The organism is Aquimarina mytili (genome assembly GCF_016735115.1).
GTDB classification, from domain to species: Bacteria; Bacteroidota; Bacteroidia; order Flavobacteriales; family Flavobacteriaceae; genus Aquimarina; species Aquimarina mytili.
In genome coordinates, this window is record NZ_JAERQJ010000006.1 from 202809 (window position 1) to 219905 (window position 17097).

The window sequence follows — 17097 nt, forward strand, 5'->3', positions numbered from 1 at the left end:
TGTATAAGGTGTTTGATAGATGAAAACCTATAGAATATCAAAACTAATATTTAGCAATATCAATGTTTATTTTTTATCCGTAAGTTCTTGATCAATGAACGAAATAGTAGAAATAATTTCATTTTCAGCTTGTTTGTACAGGTCCTCTTTCTCTTTCATGAGTCCAATTAACAAATCAAAATTATTTTGAAATTGATAGCTATAGATAGCTTCATGATCCTCTACTTTAAACGGACTTATTCTAATAGTTTTTTTGATCTCAGGTACTATTTGGGAAAGAATGACACTAAGGTGAGTGCTTTCTAACCTATTAATGTAAATGTACATTTCTTCAAGACTCTGAAGTTTCTGAACAACATTTTTATTCTTTAGTAGTTTCACTTCACTACTATTTACAAGGGTTTGATATACATTACTTTTTCGTCTAAAGTCAGAGTAGCGTATCATTTCTAACGTAATCGTACCCAGGGTGTTTATTTTACTTTGATCATTATTTATGATTATGTCTTTTGCGTACGAAAATTCACCTAAGTAATTTTTATTATAATCAATTTCTGACTTTAAACTATTAAGGTCTTCTTTAAGTTGATCTTTAATGGCTTTATAATATTGAATTTCTACGTTATTATTACTTCTATTTTGATTCCAGTTATTGAGTTGTAATGCAATTAATATTCCTATAACCACTAACAAAATTTCTCCTATAGCATAAGCTAAGTATTTTTTGATGCTTCCATCGTTCAGGAGTTTTTGTCTGATTTTTCTTAATGTCCGAAGCATTTTAGTTGAAAGAAATAAAATTAAGAAGTTATAAAATTATAAATTAGAGTAAATTATCAAAATAATATATCATACTTTAATAGGAACCGCTACAGCAGTCCTATCCCATGCCATATAGAATATGGCAAAATCATTCGCATTCTCAAAATAAATAGAAAATTGTTCCTTACTATTTAGTAAAGGTATTACTGGGACTTCCACAATTAGCGCGTCAAAACTGGGGTCCCTTTGTGGTGTTCCATCCATATGTACGCCCCAGCTATACTTTTTTTTGTTAAAGATAACTTTCCAGGATCTAAGGTTTGGAATGGTCCACAATGTATATGTTCCTGCTTTAAGTGGTGTGCCATCTATAAGTATATCTTTATCCGTCGTAAATGTTGTAGCCTCATTTGCACCGGTTCGCCAGACTTCGTTGTATGGAACCAGATTTCCAAAAATTTCTCTATTCTTTTTATATGGACGATTGTAAAATACAGTAAAGGTTGCATCTTTGGCGGTATGCGTAATCGTTTCTTCTGGGCTATGCTTTTTAGTATTTTGTTTCATAAAATACATACCTACAAATCCAATGATTACTAATCCAATGGTAATTATAATGGCTCGTTTTAATAGCTTAGGCATAATACATGTTTTTGATATCGAAAGATAGTTCTTTTCGATATCAAAAACATGTTTACGTGTTCTTAAAATCGAATGTCTTAACGTTAATTAGTGAGTTGGGCAATGTTCATTACATTTACTGCACAAGTGTTTCTTAATAACGTTAGTGCCTTGTGTACTGGTTCAGAAAAATATTTGTTCTCAATCAGATTGTCAATATGTTTGATCAATTGGTTGGTACAATCCACATTTTTCTCTAAAAGACTAAATACACCTTCGATTTCTTCATGATCACCACAATAGTAATCTTTCTTTAATTTACGCATGGTTAATACAGGTTAATGGTTAATATAAGTCATTATCTTAGTTGTTTTTAGGTTCGGAAACTTACTTTAACAAAAGTTAATTTCGTATTAATTATTTGATATTCAGTTATTTGTTAGATGTAAACGAATTTTATGTATAATTTTGCAACATAAGAAATACGATATCGTCTCTATAGATGAATGAATATTTAAATAAGAATCACTAACCAAAAGTTTAAAAAGTTTGTTACAAAGCGAGCTAATAGAGCAATGTAGAGCCAATGATCGTAGGGCTCAAATGAAGCTTTATAATAAATACTGTGATGGTATGTATTATGTAGCATTACGTTTCCTTAAAGATCCCTTTGAGGCAGAGGAGGCTATGCAAGAATCTTTCATTAAAGCATTTACTAGACTACATCAATTTACGGGCGACGTGACTTTTGGAGCTTGGCTTAAACGAATTGTAATTAATAAAAGCATAGATATGCTAAAAGCCAAGAAAATGAATATGGTTGCTATTAATGAGCAAGTTATGACTACTGTAGAGGAGCAAAACGATTGGTCAGTGTCTGATTCTGTTACAGTAGAAGAAGTGAAAAGTGCAATTGAACGATTGCCAGAAAAATATAAATATGCGGTGATGCTCTTTTTAATAGAAGGGTATGATCATAATGAAATAAGCGAAATACTAGATATTACCCCGGTTGCATCAAGAACACTGGTTCATCGAGGTAAAAAACAACTTCAGGATCAACTAAAACATTTGAGAGATGGCACAAGATATTAGAGAGCTATTAAAGCAGGATAAACAGCTTCCTTCTGAACGTATTAATGAAGGCCACCAAGAACGTTTTATGGATAGGTTAGATAAAGAACTTCCCATAAAGGCAACAAAAAGCGTTAATTACTCATGGCTTAAGATAGCTGCTAGTATTGTTGTTATTCTTTCAGTTTCATTAATGACCTTTAACCAATTTCAAAATAAGGTGCCTGATACAACAGATATAGTTGATAATACAGAAATCAAAAACGCTACCGTATTGTTAAACAAACAATCTTCTCCTTTGGCAGAGATTTCTCCAAAATATGAAGAGATGGAAAATAATGTGTTAACACTTATTAAAGTCAAGTTGTCCCAGATCACTATAGATGATACAAATAGAGAGCTAGTAGAAAGTTTTATGGTGCGATTAAAAAACCTAGATATTGAATACCAGAGTCTTAATAAAGAACTTATGGAAGTTGGTCCAAATCAGCAAAGCGTAGAGGCGATGATAGAAAACCTTAAATTAAGACTAAGTCTATTAAATAGATTAAACGATAAATTAAAAGAATTAGAAAAAATTACGAATGAAAGTTATGATGAAATACAAGCTTAGTATTGTTACGTCATGTATGTTATGTTGTGTAAGCCTGTTTGCGCAAGAAAGACAGCATAAATTGAAAGAAAAATTTGATGTTAATAAAGATGTAACGGTTAATCTAAATACAAGTCATACTAATGTTGTTTTTGAAACATGGAATAGAAATACTATTGAGGTAGAAGCTTTTTTGGAAGGTGATGATCTTACAGATGAAAATAGTCAACGTATTCTGGATAGCTGGAAAGTAAATGTATCAGGAAACGGTAATGATGTCTTAATTAATTCTGTTGCTGGTAATTTATGGACTAGAAGTGTTACCGCTACTAATGTAAGAGTTACAAAAGAAGAGCTAAGAATGCTAGAACCGGCTATCGCCAGTATGTTGGGCCCGATTATGGAAAATATTGCCAACAATCCAATGCCTAATGCACTGTCTGATGATTTTTCGAATGTTAGTATTAATGCTCGCAAAAATAATCCTGGAGAAGCAAAATATATTAAACAATGGGAAAATCAAATACGCGAAAAGTTTAGTGATGATAAGGATCAGAAAAAACAACTGTGGGCGAAACAATTTGAGGAAAACCCTAAGATATCTGTTCAAAAAGAAATACGTTTAGAAACATGGGGACAACAATATGGAAAACAAATGGAAGCATGGGCTTCTCAATTAATAAAAGATATAGAAAACCAACAAAGGAGAACCGCTAATGTAACCGTATATCGGTATAGCTCAAAAAAGAAGAATGTTGATGGCGGGGTTAATAAAATAATTAAGGTGCGCATACCAGTTGGAGCTAAATTAAAACTTAATATTCGCCATGGTGATGTACAATTAGCAGAACGATCTAAGAATATTAGGGCATCTTTATCGCACACCAAACTTTCGGCTAATGTTATAGATGGAAATCAAACCTTTATAAAAGCTTCATATTCTCCGGTTTTTGTTCGTCAATGGAACAATGGAAGATTAGTGGTTAATTATGTAAAGAATTGTAGAATACAGAATGCCAAGAATCTTTTAGTAAATGCCGATTCAAGTAATATCTATATTCAACAGTTAGATGAGAATGGAGCAATTTCAGGTAGTTTTGGTATTATTACTATAGAAAATTTAGGAGAGTCCTTTTCGACCTTAGACTTAGCAGTACAGAATAGCGATTTTAAATTGACATTGCCTCAAACCGCTTTTAATATATCGTACAGTGGAGTACAAAGCTTAATTTCTATACCTAGGAGCCTTGAGACAAATACAAGAAAGAATTTTGGTAATGTATTCATAAATGGTTTTCAGAAAACTCGAAGTACAGATAAAATGATTACGATTAATGCTAAATACAGCGAGGTTGTTTTAAACAATAAATAAGAAATAGATAGTTTTTCATAATAATTATAGTGTTAATTATAAGAAAGCTTCATTGGTTAATAAACTAATGAGGCTTTTTTAGTATTTCTATTTTTCACATTTAATTAAGAATAAAAAGTAAGAATAACTATTTGAAGTGGTTATTTCATCTGTAGAATATGCTTTTTGTCTGTTATTTTGATAATTTATTAAAAATAAAATACTGATTATTAGTTGTTTGGCTTTAAATGTGGTTGAAATTAACAGTTTTTGTGTCTTTTGTCGAAAATCGAAAACACTTGATCTAAAAGTCTGGTTTTTAGTTTGTTTAACAGTAATTATATAATATTATTGTGTGGTAAAACCGTAATAAGGAAACAAGAAACCATTATGAAGATGAAATCAATTGCATATATATTTAGCTTTCTTTTATGTGTAACTAGTTATGCAAATGACAATGACCAAACTCTTGAAGTGGAGAAAGAAGGATTAGTAGTTGTGGTTGTTGATTTTGAAGAAGGAGATAAGATTAAGTTGTTCGAAGTTGAAACAGGAGATCATATTTTATCTAAAACTCATAACCAAATTGATTTAAGTCAATTGCCAATGGGATCTTATTTACTTGAGAACAGTCAAGGAAAGTCTATTGTGATCCAAAGATTTGAGGATGAGATTAATATTGATGGTGTTTTAGATACAGTAGAAGAGGATTTTGTTTTAACAAGAGATAGCGAAAGATCTTATATATCTAATGACATTGATGTAGAAGAAGAATTTGCTAATTACTACGAGCATACTCAAACAGATTTATTAGAGATCACTAGAGAAGGAGATATCGTAAATGTTGTTGGTTTCGAAGAAGGTGATAAAATCAAATTATTTGAAGTAAAGGATACTGTTCATATTTTATCTAAAACTGAAGGTTACGTTGATTTAAGTCAGTTACCAGCTGGAGTATATGTTTTAGAGAATAACAGAGGAGAATCTGTAGTTGTTGAAAAATTTGTTGACAACGATCAAGTTGCAGATATGTAATAAGAAAAAATAAATAATGAAAAGCCTATCAAATTTCTGATAGGCTTTTTTTATACTCTTACTTTAAATAATAATTGGCCATCGTTTGGATAGGTGTTGTTTTTCTAGTTTTCGAAATGATTTTCGTAGCATAATAGATTGTTTTAAAGCTTTGGCATAACGTTTGCCTAATGCTATAGAAATAAAAAACAATCACACAATGAAAAAACAATTATTTATTTTAGGGGCTTTATTTTTTGGGTTTACGATATCGAGCTGTAATAGCGATGATGATATAGGTAACACCAATTCTATTCAACAAGAATCGCTCAAAATATTGTCGTTTGAGTTTTTGGCAAATAATAATGATGATTTACAAGAGGATATAATAGCTATCATAGATCAAACAAATAAGGTGATCACAGCAGTACTTCCGGCGAATACATCTTTGGAGTTTTTAAGGCCTACTATTAAAGTTTCAGAGGGAGCAAGAATTTTTCCGAACGAAGGGTTCCCAGAAAACTTTACTGAGCCTGTAACATATAAAATTACTGGCGATGGTTTTGCAGAGTTAGTCTATACGGTTACCGTTGTATTAGAAGATAGTAATGAAAGTGAGATCATCAATTTTAGTTTCAATACCGATAGAAACGCTTCGGCAAACCTAGGCGAAGATATACCGGGAATAATAGAAGATAATGTCATAACAGTAGAGTTTCCTAATACCGCTAACATTTCTGCATTACTTCCTAGTATCGAGCTTTCACCCGATGCAACAATAAATCCAGGAATTGATGTGCCTCAGGACTTTACCAATCCTGTGATATACACAGTTACGGCTCAAGATGGAATAACAAAAACATCGTATCGTATAGAAAGCTATAAGGATGCAATCACCACAGTTACTTTCACTGTTGGAGGCCAAGAATACAGTGCTTCAATAAATGGTAAAGATGTAACTTTAGAATTACCAAAAGGAACTACACTTGATAATTTAACTCCTATAATTGAAACCTCTAATGGGATCACTGTTAGTCCTGCAAGTGGTCAGGTTCAAAATTTTAATGAAGTACGTATATATACAATTACCAAAAGAGATGGTAGTACACAAGAATACAGATTTGATATCTTTGAAGCTGATAGTCCAAGAAGTGATAGGGCCGTATTAGTAGAATTCTATAAAGCCAATCATAAGCTAGATAATCTAAACTTACCAGTTGAGTATCTTAGGAATTGGGATCTCAATGCTACCGAAATTGATAATTGGAGTGGTATTACCTTAAATAGCTCAGGAAGAGTAGTTTCATTTAATATTGCGGCTGTTGCTCTTGTAACAGTTTATGAACTCCCTGAAAGTATAGGTAAGTTATCTATGCTTCAATCGTTATCAATCATTTCTTCAAATTTAAGTAGACTTCCTGATGGGATCAATAATTTGAGTAATCTAAACTTTTTAACGCTAATAGATAATAAATTGACTTCGCTACCATTCATATTAGATGGATTGAACCAACTTACACTATTAGATTTGGGGCAGAACAATATCGAAGTAATACAGGTAGGAGTATATAGACAATTAGTAAATCTAGCGTCTTTAAGATTAAATGATAATAATATTTCTGAAGTACCACGAGCATTAGGGGATTTAAGAACTACTAACTTGGCTACACTCGATTTAAGAGATAACCCCGTTACACGCATTCCAAGAGAGGTTTGCGATTTGTTTGCTAATCCAAATAACCTCAAATTGGATGAGGATGATATTTGTGAAGATTAATACATTAATATGTTGAATAAAAAAACACCGGTTTACTACCGGTGTTTTCTTTTTTGAAAATCTAGGGCAATTCTATTTATCCAAATTCTTGGTCATATTGAAACCTACAAATAATCCGGCTCCTGCCATTAAAAAGATCGTTCCCGGGTAGGCGATGTCTTCTTCAACACCGATAACTTCACTTAAAATTCCTGCTATAAAGATACCTGTTCCAATACCCATTAATAATAACGATAGATTTAAGATTAGTACTTTCCAAATAGGAGTAACTCTTTTTTCTTTATTGCTGTAAAAAATGGAAGCATCAGCACCTTTTTCTATTAATGCTAAGCGTTCTTTATTTCTTGCAGTAACAAAAAGGTAAAAGATTCCAAAAATACAACCAAAAACAATTAATGGGATTAATATTCCTTCTGCTCTCATAAATTTTAATTTTTATTGATTAATACTGTTCGTTTTTCTATTATGACGGTATCATGTTAAATTAGGTTACAAATAAGTGACAAAAAAAATGTACTTTTTTAGAAAGAATTGTGTAACCTATATTTACATAGCGTCGTCTTATGTATAAATGAACCATCAATCAGATCAATATTATATTAATCAAGTCCTTGAAGGGCATGTAAATGCTTTTTCGGTACTTGTAGAACGCTATCAAAATTTAGTTTATACGGTAGTATATCGTATGCTAAAAAATAAAGAACAAGCAGAAGAAGTCGCTCAGGATAGTTTTGTTAAAGCATATGAATCTTTACGTAAATATAGAGGAGAGGCTAAATTTTCGACATGGTTGTATACTATTGCCTATCGAAAAAGCTTGGATGCGATTAAGGCTAATAAGCGGATGAAGACCTCAGAATTTATAGACAATATAAATGAAGGAGAAATAGGACTGGTTAATGATGCCTTAAGCTATTTGCAAGCCAAAGAAAGGAAAGAAATTATCTCTGATAGTATATTGAAGCTTCCCGAAGATGAAGCGGTTATAGTAACTTTGTATTATTTTGAAGAAAAAAGTATAAAAGAAATAGTTGAAATTGTAGGTTTAACCATAGATAATGTAAAAGTAAAATTATACCGAAGTAGAAAAAAGCTATATTCGATATTACAACATCATATATCACCTGAACTAAGTAGTAAAAATGGAAGAGCAATATAAAGATATAGATAAATTAGTACGAGAGGCAGGATTGGATACTCCCTCTCCTGATTTTTTGCAACAAGTAATGAAACAAGTTGAGGCTTCACAATCTAATAGAGCATTTGTATATAAACCTCTTATTTCTAAAAGCGCTTGGTTAGTTGTTAGTTTAATTGCTATAGGAGTTATTTTTGCTTTAGTTTCTTTACCAGATGTAGCAGGAACTACTTCTAAGGGTATTGATATTTCTTTTTTAAACTCTATAAACATTAAAAATCCACTTTCTGGAATGGTATTAACAAAAGCTACAATTTATGGAGTTCTGTTTTTGGGTCTTCTATTTTTTGTACAGGTTACTTTGCTTAAGAAGAGAATTGACAGAAGCTTTTCTATGTAAGACTATAAAAAATATTTTTTAAACTGCGGTACATTCTCTATTTTACATTCGTATTAATTTATAGGGAAGTTGTTGTATGCAAAAAAGAGTATGTATCATTGGAGCAGGGCCAAGTGGAATTACGGCACTCAAAAATTTAAAAGATAAAAACCTCGAAGTAGTTTGTTATGATCGCAATAGCGAAGTAGGAGGTAATTGGATTTTTTCTGAAGACGAAAGCCATTCTAGTGTTTTTGAAACTACCCATATCATAAGTTCTAAAACATTGTCTCAATATGAGGACTATACTTTTGATGATTTTGATAAAACTGTAGCAGATTACCCATCTCACGATGAGCTTAGAAGATATTTTCAAGCATATGCTAAGCATTTTGAGCTGTACCCATTTATAGAGTTTGAAACATTAGTCAAAGATTGCATAAGGAAGGGCGATAATCAATGGCATATAACGATACTGCAAAATGGAAAGCAACGAGAGGAGATTTTTACAGATTTAGTAGTTTGCAATGGTCATCACTCCGTACCAAGAATGCCACAATATCCTGGAGATTTTACTGGAGATTTTATTCATTCTCATAGCTATAAAAAGGCGGCTCCTTTTACGGATCAAAGAGTTTTAGTCATTGGTGGTGGTAATTCTGCCTGCGATGTTGCTGTAGAGACTAGTAGAGTAAGTAAAAAAACGAGTATAAGTTGGAGGAGAGGATATCGTATTATTCCAAAATTCTTCTTTGGATTACCATCTGATATTGTAGGGGCGCGTTCTTCTTGGTTACCTATCAAAATTAGAAGTTGGTTAAATGATCGATTACTTAACATATTACTCGGTAAAAATAAGCTGTATGGCTTGCAAGAGGTGAAGACAAAGTTTGGTCAAACCCACCCAACGATTAATGATGAGTTGTTATATAAAATTAGGCATGGCAAAGTGCACCCAAAAGTTGATATTGAAAAACTGGACGGAAATACGGTGTATTTCAAAGATGGAACTAAAGAAGGTATTGATGTAATTATTGCATGCACAGGATATATTCTTAAACATTCATTTTTTGATGAATCTTTTATTAATTATAGTGATGGACCCGTACCATTATATTTAAAAATGTTTCATCCAGAGTATCACGATGTGTTTTTTGTGGGAATGTTTCAGCCATTAGGGTGTATTTGGCCGGGGTCAGAATTGCAGAGCAAAATTGTAGCCAATTATTTAACCGGAGAATGGAAGTTGCCTTCCAATATAAAGAGCCTGTGCGAAAAAGAAATCACAAACCCTCATTATAAACAGATCAATACGCCTAGGCATACTATAACTGTAGACTACCACGCTTTTAGAAAAGCATTGCTAAAGCAACTTCCTAAAAACTGGAAGTCTAAAGAGCCAAAACCTATTTCAAAAAGTGCATAATGAAGAATGATTTTATTTCAAATTTATCTGAAGACTTTATACCGATAATATCTTCAGAGCTCTCCAAAGAAGAGTATGTTTCTATTGATTTATCAGAAAATAATAAAGACCTAAACCAAATAGATGTGTCGTCTTCAAAGGCATTTGAAAAGTATATTACCGAATACTTAATGAGAAATAATGCAAAAGTTGCCTATGGTGGATACAATGAAATTAGAGGTATTTATCGCAGAAGTACACATTTTAATCAACAAAATCCCGAGACCGAGCGTAATATCCATTTAGGGATTGATATATGGTGTGATGCCGGAACAGAAATACATGCTCCTTTATATGGAAAGGTACACAGTTTTAAAAACAACAATAATTATGGTGATTATGGACCAACAATTATTTTAGAGCATGCTTATAATGACGTTGTTTTTTATACTCTTTATGGACATTTAACTTTAGATTCTATAACTAATTTAGAGATTAATCAAAGTATACAAGCAGGAGATTGTATCGCACATTTGGGGGATGCGTCGGTAAATGGTGATTATGCACCACATTTGCATTTTCAAATTATTAAAGATTTGCAAGGAAAGGTAGGAGATTATCCTGGAGTGTCTAACAAAAAGGATTTAGATTTTTATCTTCAAAATTGTCCTGATCCTAATTTGTTATTGAAAATGTGTTAAACAAATAATGTATCGAAGAACATTACAATAACTTTATAATTAGATTTACAAGAAAAAAATAATCTTTCTCTCTCTTTTATGTACAAGTTAACCAAGTCGAGGTTATTATGACCATAATTTGTGTTTTTGGTCATGATAAACATGTATTTGGTCGTTGTTTTTTATTTTTTAACAAACTAAATTATTGGTAATCAGATAGTTAATATTTTTTTAACATTTTTTTAAGTATTTCATCGAGAATTAAGAGTTTTTGGTCTAAAACTCTGATTATTAGTTGCTAGGGTAATTATTAAGCAATATAATTGTATGGTAAAACCGTAAGTTTTTAACATAAAAGCCCCAAAATTATGAAAACTACAGCACTATTATTCAGTTTATTTTTATCAATTTCAGTTTTTGCTAGTGATGATAACAGCCATATTGTAGAACAAGATGGTCTTATCGTTGAGGTAGTGGATTTTGAAGAAGGAGATAAGTTAAAATTATTTGAAGCTGAAACAGGAGACCATATCTTGTCTAAATCTTACTCAAGTATTGACTTAAGTCAATTGCCTCTTGGTTCTTACATATTAGAAAACAATCAGGGAAAATCTGTTATTATAGACCGTATGGAAGAGGAACTTATAATAGAAGGTGCAGTTGTTATAGCAGGAGAAAGTTATCTTTCTGATGAAGGTAGGGAGGAAAATTATCCGATTGAAGAGGTAGCTATAAATGAAGAAGTAAATGTAGAACAAGAATTTGTTCAAAGTTATGTGGATTCTCAGAAAAATTTATTGTCTATAAAAAGAGAAGGAGATATAATCACTGTTGTTGATTTTGAAGAAGGAGATAAATTGAAACTGTTTGAAGTTAAGGATACTATTCATGTGTTATCAAAAACTACAAACGTAATTGATATGAGTCAATTACCGGTTGGGGTGTATATGCTCGAAAATAATAATGGTGATTCTGTAGTTGTTGAGAAGTATCTGGATATAGAGTATGAGGAAAATCTTGCAGAAATGTAAAAAAATATATCTTAAACGGGTTTTGAAGATTAAAACAATATAAAAAAACCTGAAGCATAGCTTCAGGTTTTTTTATTCTTCTTGATGTTCAATGTAATCTTATTCATTGACAAGTACCCATTCTCCTTTTTGGATTAACGGGATGGCTTGTTTGTATTTCATGGTTTTATTTTCGCCACTCATTACATGTTTGATTGTTACTTTATCGTTACGACCAATCTTAGGTTGTTCGCGAACAATGGTTTCTGTTACTTGAGGGCGCCCTTGAGTTTGTCCTGCAGCTCTGTTTTGTGCGGCACGCTCATCCATATTCGGAATTTCTTCCTTGGTCGTTTCTAATTTTTCTTTTCTACGCACTTGACGGGCTTCAGAAATATCCTGAGTATTACCCGTTGGTAATTCCCCTTTGAATAAGAACGAAATTACATCCTTATTAACGTCATGGATCATAGATTTAAACAATTCAAACGCTTCAAACTTATAGATTAATAAAGGATCTTTTTGTTCGTGCACGGCAAGCTGTACACTTTGTTTTAATTCATCCATTTTACGGAGATGCGTTTTCCATGCATCATCAATAATGGCGAGTGTAATATTTTTTTCGAAATCGGTAATTAGCTGTTTACCTTCAGTTTCATAGGCTTTTTCTAAGTCGGTAGCTACATTAAGGCTTTTAACACCATCTGTAAACGGAACAAGAATTCTTTCGTACTTGCTTGAAGGGTCTTCGTATACTTGCTTGATTACTGGATATGCAGCTTCGGCATTTCGTTTCATCTTATCTTGATAGTGCTGATAGGCTGCTTTGTATATTTCACCTGCAATTTTTTGCTGATCCATTTTTTCAAAGTCAGCTTCAGAGACAGGACTACTCATTGAAAAATAACGAATCAATTCAAACTCGAAATTTTTGAAATCTTGAGCGATTTTATTCCCTTCAGTAATTACCTCTGCAGTATCATAGATCATGTTGGCAATGTCAACTCTAAGACGCTCTCCAAATAGTGCATGATAACGACGTTTATAAACTACTTCACGCTGCGCATTCATTACATCGTCATATTCTAATAATCGCTTACGAACACCAAAGTTATTTTCTTCAACTTTTTTCTGAGCTCTTTCAATGGATTTAGAAATCATTGAGTGCTGGATTACTTCACCTTCTTTTAATCCCATTCTATCCATCATTTTGGCAATACGTTCTGATCCAAATAAACGCATAAGATTATCTTCCAGAGAAACATAGAACTGCGAACTTCCTGGATCTCCTTGTCGACCGGCACGTCCACGTAGCTGTCTATCTACACGACGAGAATCATGACGTTCGGTACCTACAATGGCAAGACCACCAGCAGCCTTTACTTCATCAGACAATTTAATATCGGTACCACGACCTGCCATGTTCGTTGCTATGGTTACCATTCCGGTATTACCCGCTTCGGCAACAATATCTGCTTCTTTTTTATGTAGTTTGGCATTCAAGACATTATGTGGTACTTTACGAATGGTAAGCATACGACTCAATAACTCAGAAATCTCTACCGAAGTAGTACCAATAAGTACAGGTCTTCCTGCACGAGAAAGTTCGGTTACTTCTTCTATTACGGCATTATATTTCTCACGTTTGGTTTTGTATACTAAATCTTCTCTATCATGTCTGGCAATCGGCCGGTTTGTAGGGATTTCAACTACATCTAACTTATAGATTTCCCAAAGTTCTCCAGCTTCAGTAACAGCAGTACCGGTCATACCCGATAACTTGCGGTACATTCTAAAATAGTTCTGTAATGTAACTGTAGCAAAAGTTTGTGTGGCATCTTCGATTTTTACGTTCTCTTTAGCTTCAATTGCCTGGTGTAATCCATCGCTATAACGACGACCATCCATGATACGTCCGGTTTGTTCGTCAACGATTTTTACCTTGTTATCCATCACTACATACTCTACGTCTTTTTCGAATAACGAATACGCTTTTAATAATTGACGTAGTGTATGTATGCGCTCACTTTTTACGCTATATTCTCTAAAAAGATCTTCTTTCTTTTCAGCTTCTTCTTCTTTAGATAATCCTAAATCTTCAATTTTGGCAATTTCCATCCCGATTTGTGGTAGTACAAAGAAATCAGGATCATCTTTACCAGATAAATATTCTACCCCTTTATCGGTAAGATCTATTTGATTATTTTTTTCTTCTATTACATAATACAGATCTGCATCAATTTTATGCATCTCACGATTATTATCTTGCATATAGAAGTTTTCAGTCTTTTGAAGTAGTAATTTTACTCCCTCTTCACTTAAGAACTTGATTAATGCTTTATTCTTTGGTATTCCTCTGAATACTTGCAATAACTTGAAACCTCCTTCTTTGGTATCTCCTTCTTTAATCAGTTTTTTAGCTTCAGCAAGAACTGTAGTAAGATATTTTTGCTGTACAGAAACGATATCTGCAATTTTTGGTTTCAACTCATCAAATTCATGTACATCTCCTTTTGGAATAGGCCCAGAAATAATTAAAGGTGTACGAGCGTCATCAATTAATACAGAGTCTACCTCATCTATAATGGCATAATTATGCGGGCGTTGTACTAAATCTTCTGGCGCATGAGACATATTATCACGCAGGTAATCAAAACCAAACTCGTTATTGGTACCATAGGTAATATCTGCATTGTATGCCGCTCTTCGTTCTGCTGAGTTTGGTCTATGATTGTCAATACAATCTATAGTAAAACCATGGAATTGAAAAATAGGGGCCATCCATTCGCTATCTCGACGAGCAAGATAGTCGTTTACTGTAACTAAGTGTACACCATTGCCTGATAAGGCATTTAGATATACAGGTAAGGTAGCAACTAGTGTTTTACCCTCACCAGTTTGCATTTCGGCTATTTTACCTTGATGCATCGCAATACCACCAATAAGCTGTACATCATAGTGTACCATATCCCACTTTACTTCTTTACCAGCGGCATCCCAGCTAGTAGCCCAAACGGCTTTATCTTCATTAAGTGTTATATAATCTTTTGTTCCTGAAAGCTCACGGTCATACGTTGAAGCGGTAACTTCAATTGTATCATTATTTGTAAAACGTTTAGCAGTTTCTTTTACCACTGCAAAGGCTTCGGGTAGAATTTCATCTAAGGTTTTTTCTGTTGCTTCGTATGCTTCATCTTTGAGTTTATCGATTTCAACATAAATATCCTCTTTCTTATCTATATCGTCAACAGTATTTGCCTCTTCTTTAAGCTTTTCAATTTTAGAATTAATCTCAGAGCGAACTTGATCTATTTTATTTTTGAATTCAATAGTTTTAGCACGTAACTCATCATGCGAAAGGCCCTCGAGTGTTTTTTCGGCTTTTTTTACTAATTCAACCTTTGGCTGAATTTCTTTTATGTCTTTTTGGGATTTGTCCCCAACAAATACTTTTAATACAGAATCTAAAATTCCCATAATTATGGATATATATTTTATCGAGATTTTCCAAGTTATACTATTGTTCATAGTTTAACCTGGTTGTTTTGAGCTATTGGTATATAGCTGTATGAGCCCTAAATTTAGGGATTATGTTATCTCTGGCTATGAAAAGCCTTATTATACAATACTCTTAACATGCTATATGGCTAATAGCATATTGGTGGCGTAATTTACGCAAAAAAAAAGCCTCTTTCGAGACTTTTAATACTATATTAAATATTTAATATTCATCCTCATTCCAAAGATAATCTTCATCTGTAGGATAATCAGGCCATATTTCTTCTATAGAGTCGTAAGAATCTCCTTCATCTTCAATTGCTTGTAAATTTTCTACAACCTCCAGGGGTGCTCCAGTACGAATTGCATAATCTATTAACTCGTCTTTTGTAGCTGGCCAAGGTGCATCACTTAAATAAGATGCTAATTCTAAAGTCCAATACATATGTTTACTGGTTTAATTTTTTGCAAAAATAATTTTTTAGTTTAAAAAGTCAAGTAAAAAATTAATTATTTAGACAATAATTATAAGAACGTGATTTTCCGGGGGTTTCCCTTACTAATTTTGCAGCTCTAAAATTATTAAGAATTCTTTGAAGGAATCCACTTAATTTCATCTGCTTTAAGATCGTGGGTCAACTTTCGTGCCAGTACAAAAAGATAGTCAGATAGTCGGTTTAAATACTTCAAATTAGCTTCTTCAAAGGGTTCTAATTCGTATAATGCAGTAGCCAAACGTTCTGCACGTCTGCATACACAGCGGGCAATGTGACAGAATGACACAGTTTGGTGCCCCCCAGGTAATACAAAATGTGTCATCGGAGGCAAAGATTCGTTCATTCGATCAATTTCTTTTTCTAGTAGCTCAATGTCTCCCTCAACAATAGTAGGGATATTTAGTCTTTTCTGACCACTTTTAAGAACGGCTTTCTCTGGGTCGGTTGCCAGTACAGCGCCAACAGTAAATAGTCTATCTTGTATTTTGATTAACACTTGTTTGCTGATTTCATCAATGTTTTGGTCTCTGATCAATCCAATATGTGAATTTAATTCATCAACAGTGCCATAACTGTCAATACGAATATGGTGTTTAGGAACCCTAGTGCCCCCAAAAAGAGCTGTAGTACCTTTATCCCCGGTTTTTGTATATATTTTCATTAAGTTTTATGTGTATTTTGAGTTTTTGATTCTTTTATTTATAATAAGCTATTTCGATAATAAGAGAACTTCTTCCTTATAATTCTGGTTTTGATTGCACCATGCATATTTTTCATAAATTTTATTCGGAATTTTTGAATGATCTATTTTCTCATCAAAAAAACCAAATTTTTTATAAAAATGTTCAAGATTTTTAAATGGTAAGCACCATATCTTTTTATTTTGAATCGTGTTTTCTAATAAATGATGAATTATTTTTTGTGCAATTCCTAATCCTTGAAATTCATCAAAAACATAAATACCTCCTAACTCTACGTTTTGAGCATCAATAACCACTACTCTTCCTAATCCACATTTTGTGTTTTTGATCTCTGCAAGTGCTATATATTCTGTATTATAATTTGATGAAGTAAAACCTATGGCTTTGTATTTTTCGTTAACCCATTCAAGTTCTTCTGGAATTGCCTTTCTGATTGTTATTTTTTTCATCGCATCATTTCTTTTCTTTTTTGTCAAAGTAATTTTTTTTAAAATTACGTTTTTTACGACCGTACAGTTTGCTTTTATTTCTTTTAGTATTCCATGAAACAAGAATAAATAATAGAGCAATGCCTATAATCATTAAAATAAGCTGGGTT

At 32.7% G+C, this 17097-nt stretch carries 18 protein-coding genes; 10 read left to right on the forward strand and 8 right to left on the reverse strand.

What is annotated here, in order from left to right:
• Window positions 1–66: 66 nt before the first annotated feature.
• The 3 genes from JJQ60_RS15460 to JJQ60_RS15470 form a co-directional block, all read right to left on the reverse strand.
• Complete coding sequence (locus JJQ60_RS15460) at window positions 67–780, reverse strand: DUF6090 family protein (RefSeq protein WP_201922177.1); 714 nt, start codon at window positions 778–780, stop codon at window positions 67–69.
• A gap of 69 nt (window positions 781–849) precedes the next feature.
• Window positions 850–1404, reverse strand: a complete 555-nt coding sequence (locus JJQ60_RS15465; RefSeq protein WP_201922180.1) for a DUF2911 domain-containing protein — start codon at window positions 1402–1404, stop codon at window positions 850–852.
• Between the two features lie 83 nt (window positions 1405–1487).
• The gene (locus JJQ60_RS15470) at window positions 1488–1709 is read right to left on the reverse strand and encodes a hypothetical protein (protein ID WP_201922183.1); all 222 of its coding nucleotides are present in this window, start codon (window positions 1707–1709) and stop codon (window positions 1488–1490) included.
• A 223-nt stretch (window positions 1710–1932) separates the two neighbouring features.
• Here JJQ60_RS15470 and JJQ60_RS15475 point away from each other — a divergent pair, with 223 nt between their 5' ends.
• The 5 genes from JJQ60_RS15475 (at window position 1933) to JJQ60_RS15495 (ending at window position 7191) form a co-directional block, all read left to right on the forward strand.
• Window positions 1933–2478, forward strand: a complete 546-nt coding sequence (locus tag JJQ60_RS15475; protein ID WP_236669145.1) for an RNA polymerase sigma factor — start codon at window positions 1933–1935, stop codon at window positions 2476–2478.
• Entirely contained in the window at window positions 2462–3070 is a 609-nt protein-coding gene (locus JJQ60_RS15480) for a hypothetical protein (RefSeq protein WP_201922186.1), read from the forward strand. Before JJQ60_RS15475 ends, JJQ60_RS15480 begins: the two co-directional genes overlap by 17 nt.
• Complete coding sequence (locus JJQ60_RS15485) at window positions 3051–4421, forward strand: hypothetical protein (protein ID WP_201922189.1); 1371 nt, start codon at window positions 3051–3053, stop codon at window positions 4419–4421. Before JJQ60_RS15480 ends, JJQ60_RS15485 begins: the two co-directional genes overlap by 20 nt.
• Before the next feature lie 375 nt (window positions 4422–4796).
• Entirely contained in the window at window positions 4797–5435 is a 639-nt protein-coding gene (locus JJQ60_RS15490) for a hypothetical protein (protein WP_201922191.1), read from the forward strand.
• Window positions 5436–5634: 199 nt separating this feature from the next.
• Window positions 5635–7191 (forward strand): DUF5018 domain-containing protein, encoded by a 1557-nt coding sequence (locus JJQ60_RS15495; protein WP_201922193.1) that lies wholly within the window; start codon window positions 5635–5637, stop codon window positions 7189–7191.
• 72 nt (window positions 7192–7263) lie between these two features.
• Here JJQ60_RS15495 and JJQ60_RS15500 read toward each other — a convergent pair whose 3' ends face one another.
• Window positions 7264–7614, reverse strand: coding sequence for a DUF6249 domain-containing protein (locus JJQ60_RS15500; protein ID WP_201922197.1), 351 nt, complete (start codon window positions 7612–7614; stop codon window positions 7264–7266).
• A 148-nt stretch (window positions 7615–7762) separates the two neighbouring features.
• On the opposite strand from JJQ60_RS15500, the gene JJQ60_RS15505 reads away from it, so the two are divergent.
• The 5 genes from JJQ60_RS15505 to JJQ60_RS15525 all read left to right on the forward strand — a co-directional run bounded on the left by JJQ60_RS15505 (window position 7763) and on the right by JJQ60_RS15525 (window position 11824).
• A complete protein-coding gene (locus tag JJQ60_RS15505) occupies window positions 7763–8350 on the forward strand; it encodes an RNA polymerase sigma factor (RefSeq protein WP_201922200.1) in 588 nt (195 codons plus the stop codon).
• Window positions 8334–8729, forward strand: a complete 396-nt coding sequence (locus JJQ60_RS15510) for a hypothetical protein (RefSeq protein WP_201922203.1) — start codon at window positions 8334–8336, stop codon at window positions 8727–8729. The genes JJQ60_RS15505 and JJQ60_RS15510 overlap by 17 nt, the downstream gene beginning before the upstream one ends.
• Window positions 8730–8805: 76 nt before the next feature.
• The gene (locus JJQ60_RS15515) at window positions 8806–10134 is read left to right on the forward strand and encodes a flavin-containing monooxygenase (RefSeq protein ID WP_201922206.1); all 1329 of its coding nucleotides are present in this window, start codon (window positions 8806–8808) and stop codon (window positions 10132–10134) included.
• Entirely contained in the window at window positions 10134–10814 is a 681-nt protein-coding gene (locus JJQ60_RS15520; protein WP_201922209.1) for a peptidoglycan DD-metalloendopeptidase family protein, read from the forward strand. Before JJQ60_RS15515 ends, JJQ60_RS15520 begins: the two co-directional genes overlap by 1 nt.
• Before the next feature lie 347 nt (window positions 10815–11161).
• Window positions 11162–11824, forward strand: coding sequence for a hypothetical protein (locus JJQ60_RS15525; RefSeq protein WP_201922212.1), 663 nt, complete (start codon window positions 11162–11164; stop codon window positions 11822–11824).
• 99 nt (window positions 11825–11923) lie between these two features.
• Here JJQ60_RS15525 and secA read toward each other — a convergent pair whose 3' ends face one another.
• From secA to JJQ60_RS15545, 4 genes are all read right to left on the reverse strand, one after another.
• Window positions 11924–15280: a preprotein translocase subunit SecA gene (gene secA, locus JJQ60_RS15530; protein ID WP_201922598.1), complete on the reverse strand. Its 3357-nt coding sequence runs from the start codon at window positions 15278–15280 to the stop codon at window positions 11924–11926.
• A gap of 244 nt (window positions 15281–15524) precedes the next feature.
• The gene (locus tag JJQ60_RS15535) at window positions 15525–15746 is read right to left on the reverse strand and encodes a DUF2795 domain-containing protein (protein WP_008272287.1); all 222 of its coding nucleotides are present in this window, start codon (window positions 15744–15746) and stop codon (window positions 15525–15527) included.
• A gap of 137 nt (window positions 15747–15883) precedes the next feature.
• Window positions 15884–16459 carry a cob(I)yrinic acid a,c-diamide adenosyltransferase gene (locus JJQ60_RS15540; RefSeq protein WP_201922215.1) on the reverse strand — a complete coding sequence of 192 codons (576 nt, stop codon included), beginning with the start codon at window positions 16457–16459 and terminating at the stop codon, window positions 15884–15886.
• A 48-nt stretch (window positions 16460–16507) separates the two neighbouring features.
• Window positions 16508–16948, reverse strand: a complete 441-nt coding sequence (locus JJQ60_RS15545; protein ID WP_201922219.1) for a GNAT family N-acetyltransferase — start codon at window positions 16946–16948, stop codon at window positions 16508–16510.
• Between the last annotated feature and the right edge of the window lie 149 nt (window positions 16949–17097).

What these genes read in the sequence shown, in the direction of transcription:
- JJQ60_RS15460 (WP_201922177.1), bottom strand. Translation starts at nt 780, where the DNA reads ATGCTTCGGACATTAAGAAAAATCAGACAAAAACTCCTGAACGATGGA.
- JJQ60_RS15465 (WP_201922180.1), bottom strand. Translation starts at nt 1,404, where the DNA reads ATGCCTAAGCTATTAAAACGAGCCATTATAATTACCATTGGATTAGTA.
- JJQ60_RS15470 (WP_201922183.1), bottom strand. Translation starts at nt 1,709, where the DNA reads ATGCGTAAATTAAAGAAAGATTACTATTGTGGTGATCATGAAGAAATC.
- JJQ60_RS15480 (WP_201922186.1), top strand. Translation starts at nt 2,462, where the DNA reads ATGGCACAAGATATTAGAGAGCTATTAAAGCAGGATAAACAGCTTCCT.
- JJQ60_RS15485 (WP_201922189.1), top strand. Translation starts at nt 3,051, where the DNA reads ATGATGAAATACAAGCTTAGTATTGTTACGTCATGTATGTTATGTTGT.
- JJQ60_RS15490 (WP_201922191.1), top strand. Translation starts at nt 4,797, where the DNA reads ATGAAATCAATTGCATATATATTTAGCTTTCTTTTATGTGTAACTAGT.
- JJQ60_RS15495 (WP_201922193.1), top strand. Translation starts at nt 5,635, where the DNA reads ATGAAAAAACAATTATTTATTTTAGGGGCTTTATTTTTTGGGTTTACG.
- JJQ60_RS15500 (WP_201922197.1), bottom strand. Translation starts at nt 7,614, where the DNA reads ATGAGAGCAGAAGGAATATTAATCCCATTAATTGTTTTTGGTTGTATT.
- JJQ60_RS15505 (WP_201922200.1), top strand. Translation starts at nt 7,763, where the DNA reads ATGAACCATCAATCAGATCAATATTATATTAATCAAGTCCTTGAAGGG.
- JJQ60_RS15510 (WP_201922203.1), top strand. Translation starts at nt 8,334, where the DNA reads ATGGAAGAGCAATATAAAGATATAGATAAATTAGTACGAGAGGCAGGA.
- JJQ60_RS15515 (WP_201922206.1), top strand. Translation starts at nt 8,806, where the DNA reads ATGCAAAAAAGAGTATGTATCATTGGAGCAGGGCCAAGTGGAATTACG.
- JJQ60_RS15520 (WP_201922209.1), top strand. Translation starts at nt 10,134, where the DNA reads ATGAAGAATGATTTTATTTCAAATTTATCTGAAGACTTTATACCGATA.
- JJQ60_RS15525 (WP_201922212.1), top strand. Translation starts at nt 11,162, where the DNA reads ATGAAAACTACAGCACTATTATTCAGTTTATTTTTATCAATTTCAGTT.
- secA (WP_201922598.1), bottom strand. Translation starts at nt 15,280, where the DNA reads ATGGGAATTTTAGATTCTGTATTAAAAGTATTTGTTGGGGACAAATCC.
- JJQ60_RS15535 (WP_008272287.1), bottom strand. Translation starts at nt 15,746, where the DNA reads ATGTATTGGACTTTAGAATTAGCATCTTATTTAAGTGATGCACCTTGG.
- JJQ60_RS15540 (WP_201922215.1), bottom strand. Translation starts at nt 16,459, where the DNA reads ATGAAAATATATACAAAAACCGGGGATAAAGGTACTACAGCTCTTTTT.
- JJQ60_RS15545 (WP_201922219.1), bottom strand. Translation starts at nt 16,948, where the DNA reads ATGAAAAAAATAACAATCAGAAAGGCAATTCCAGAAGAACTTGAATGG.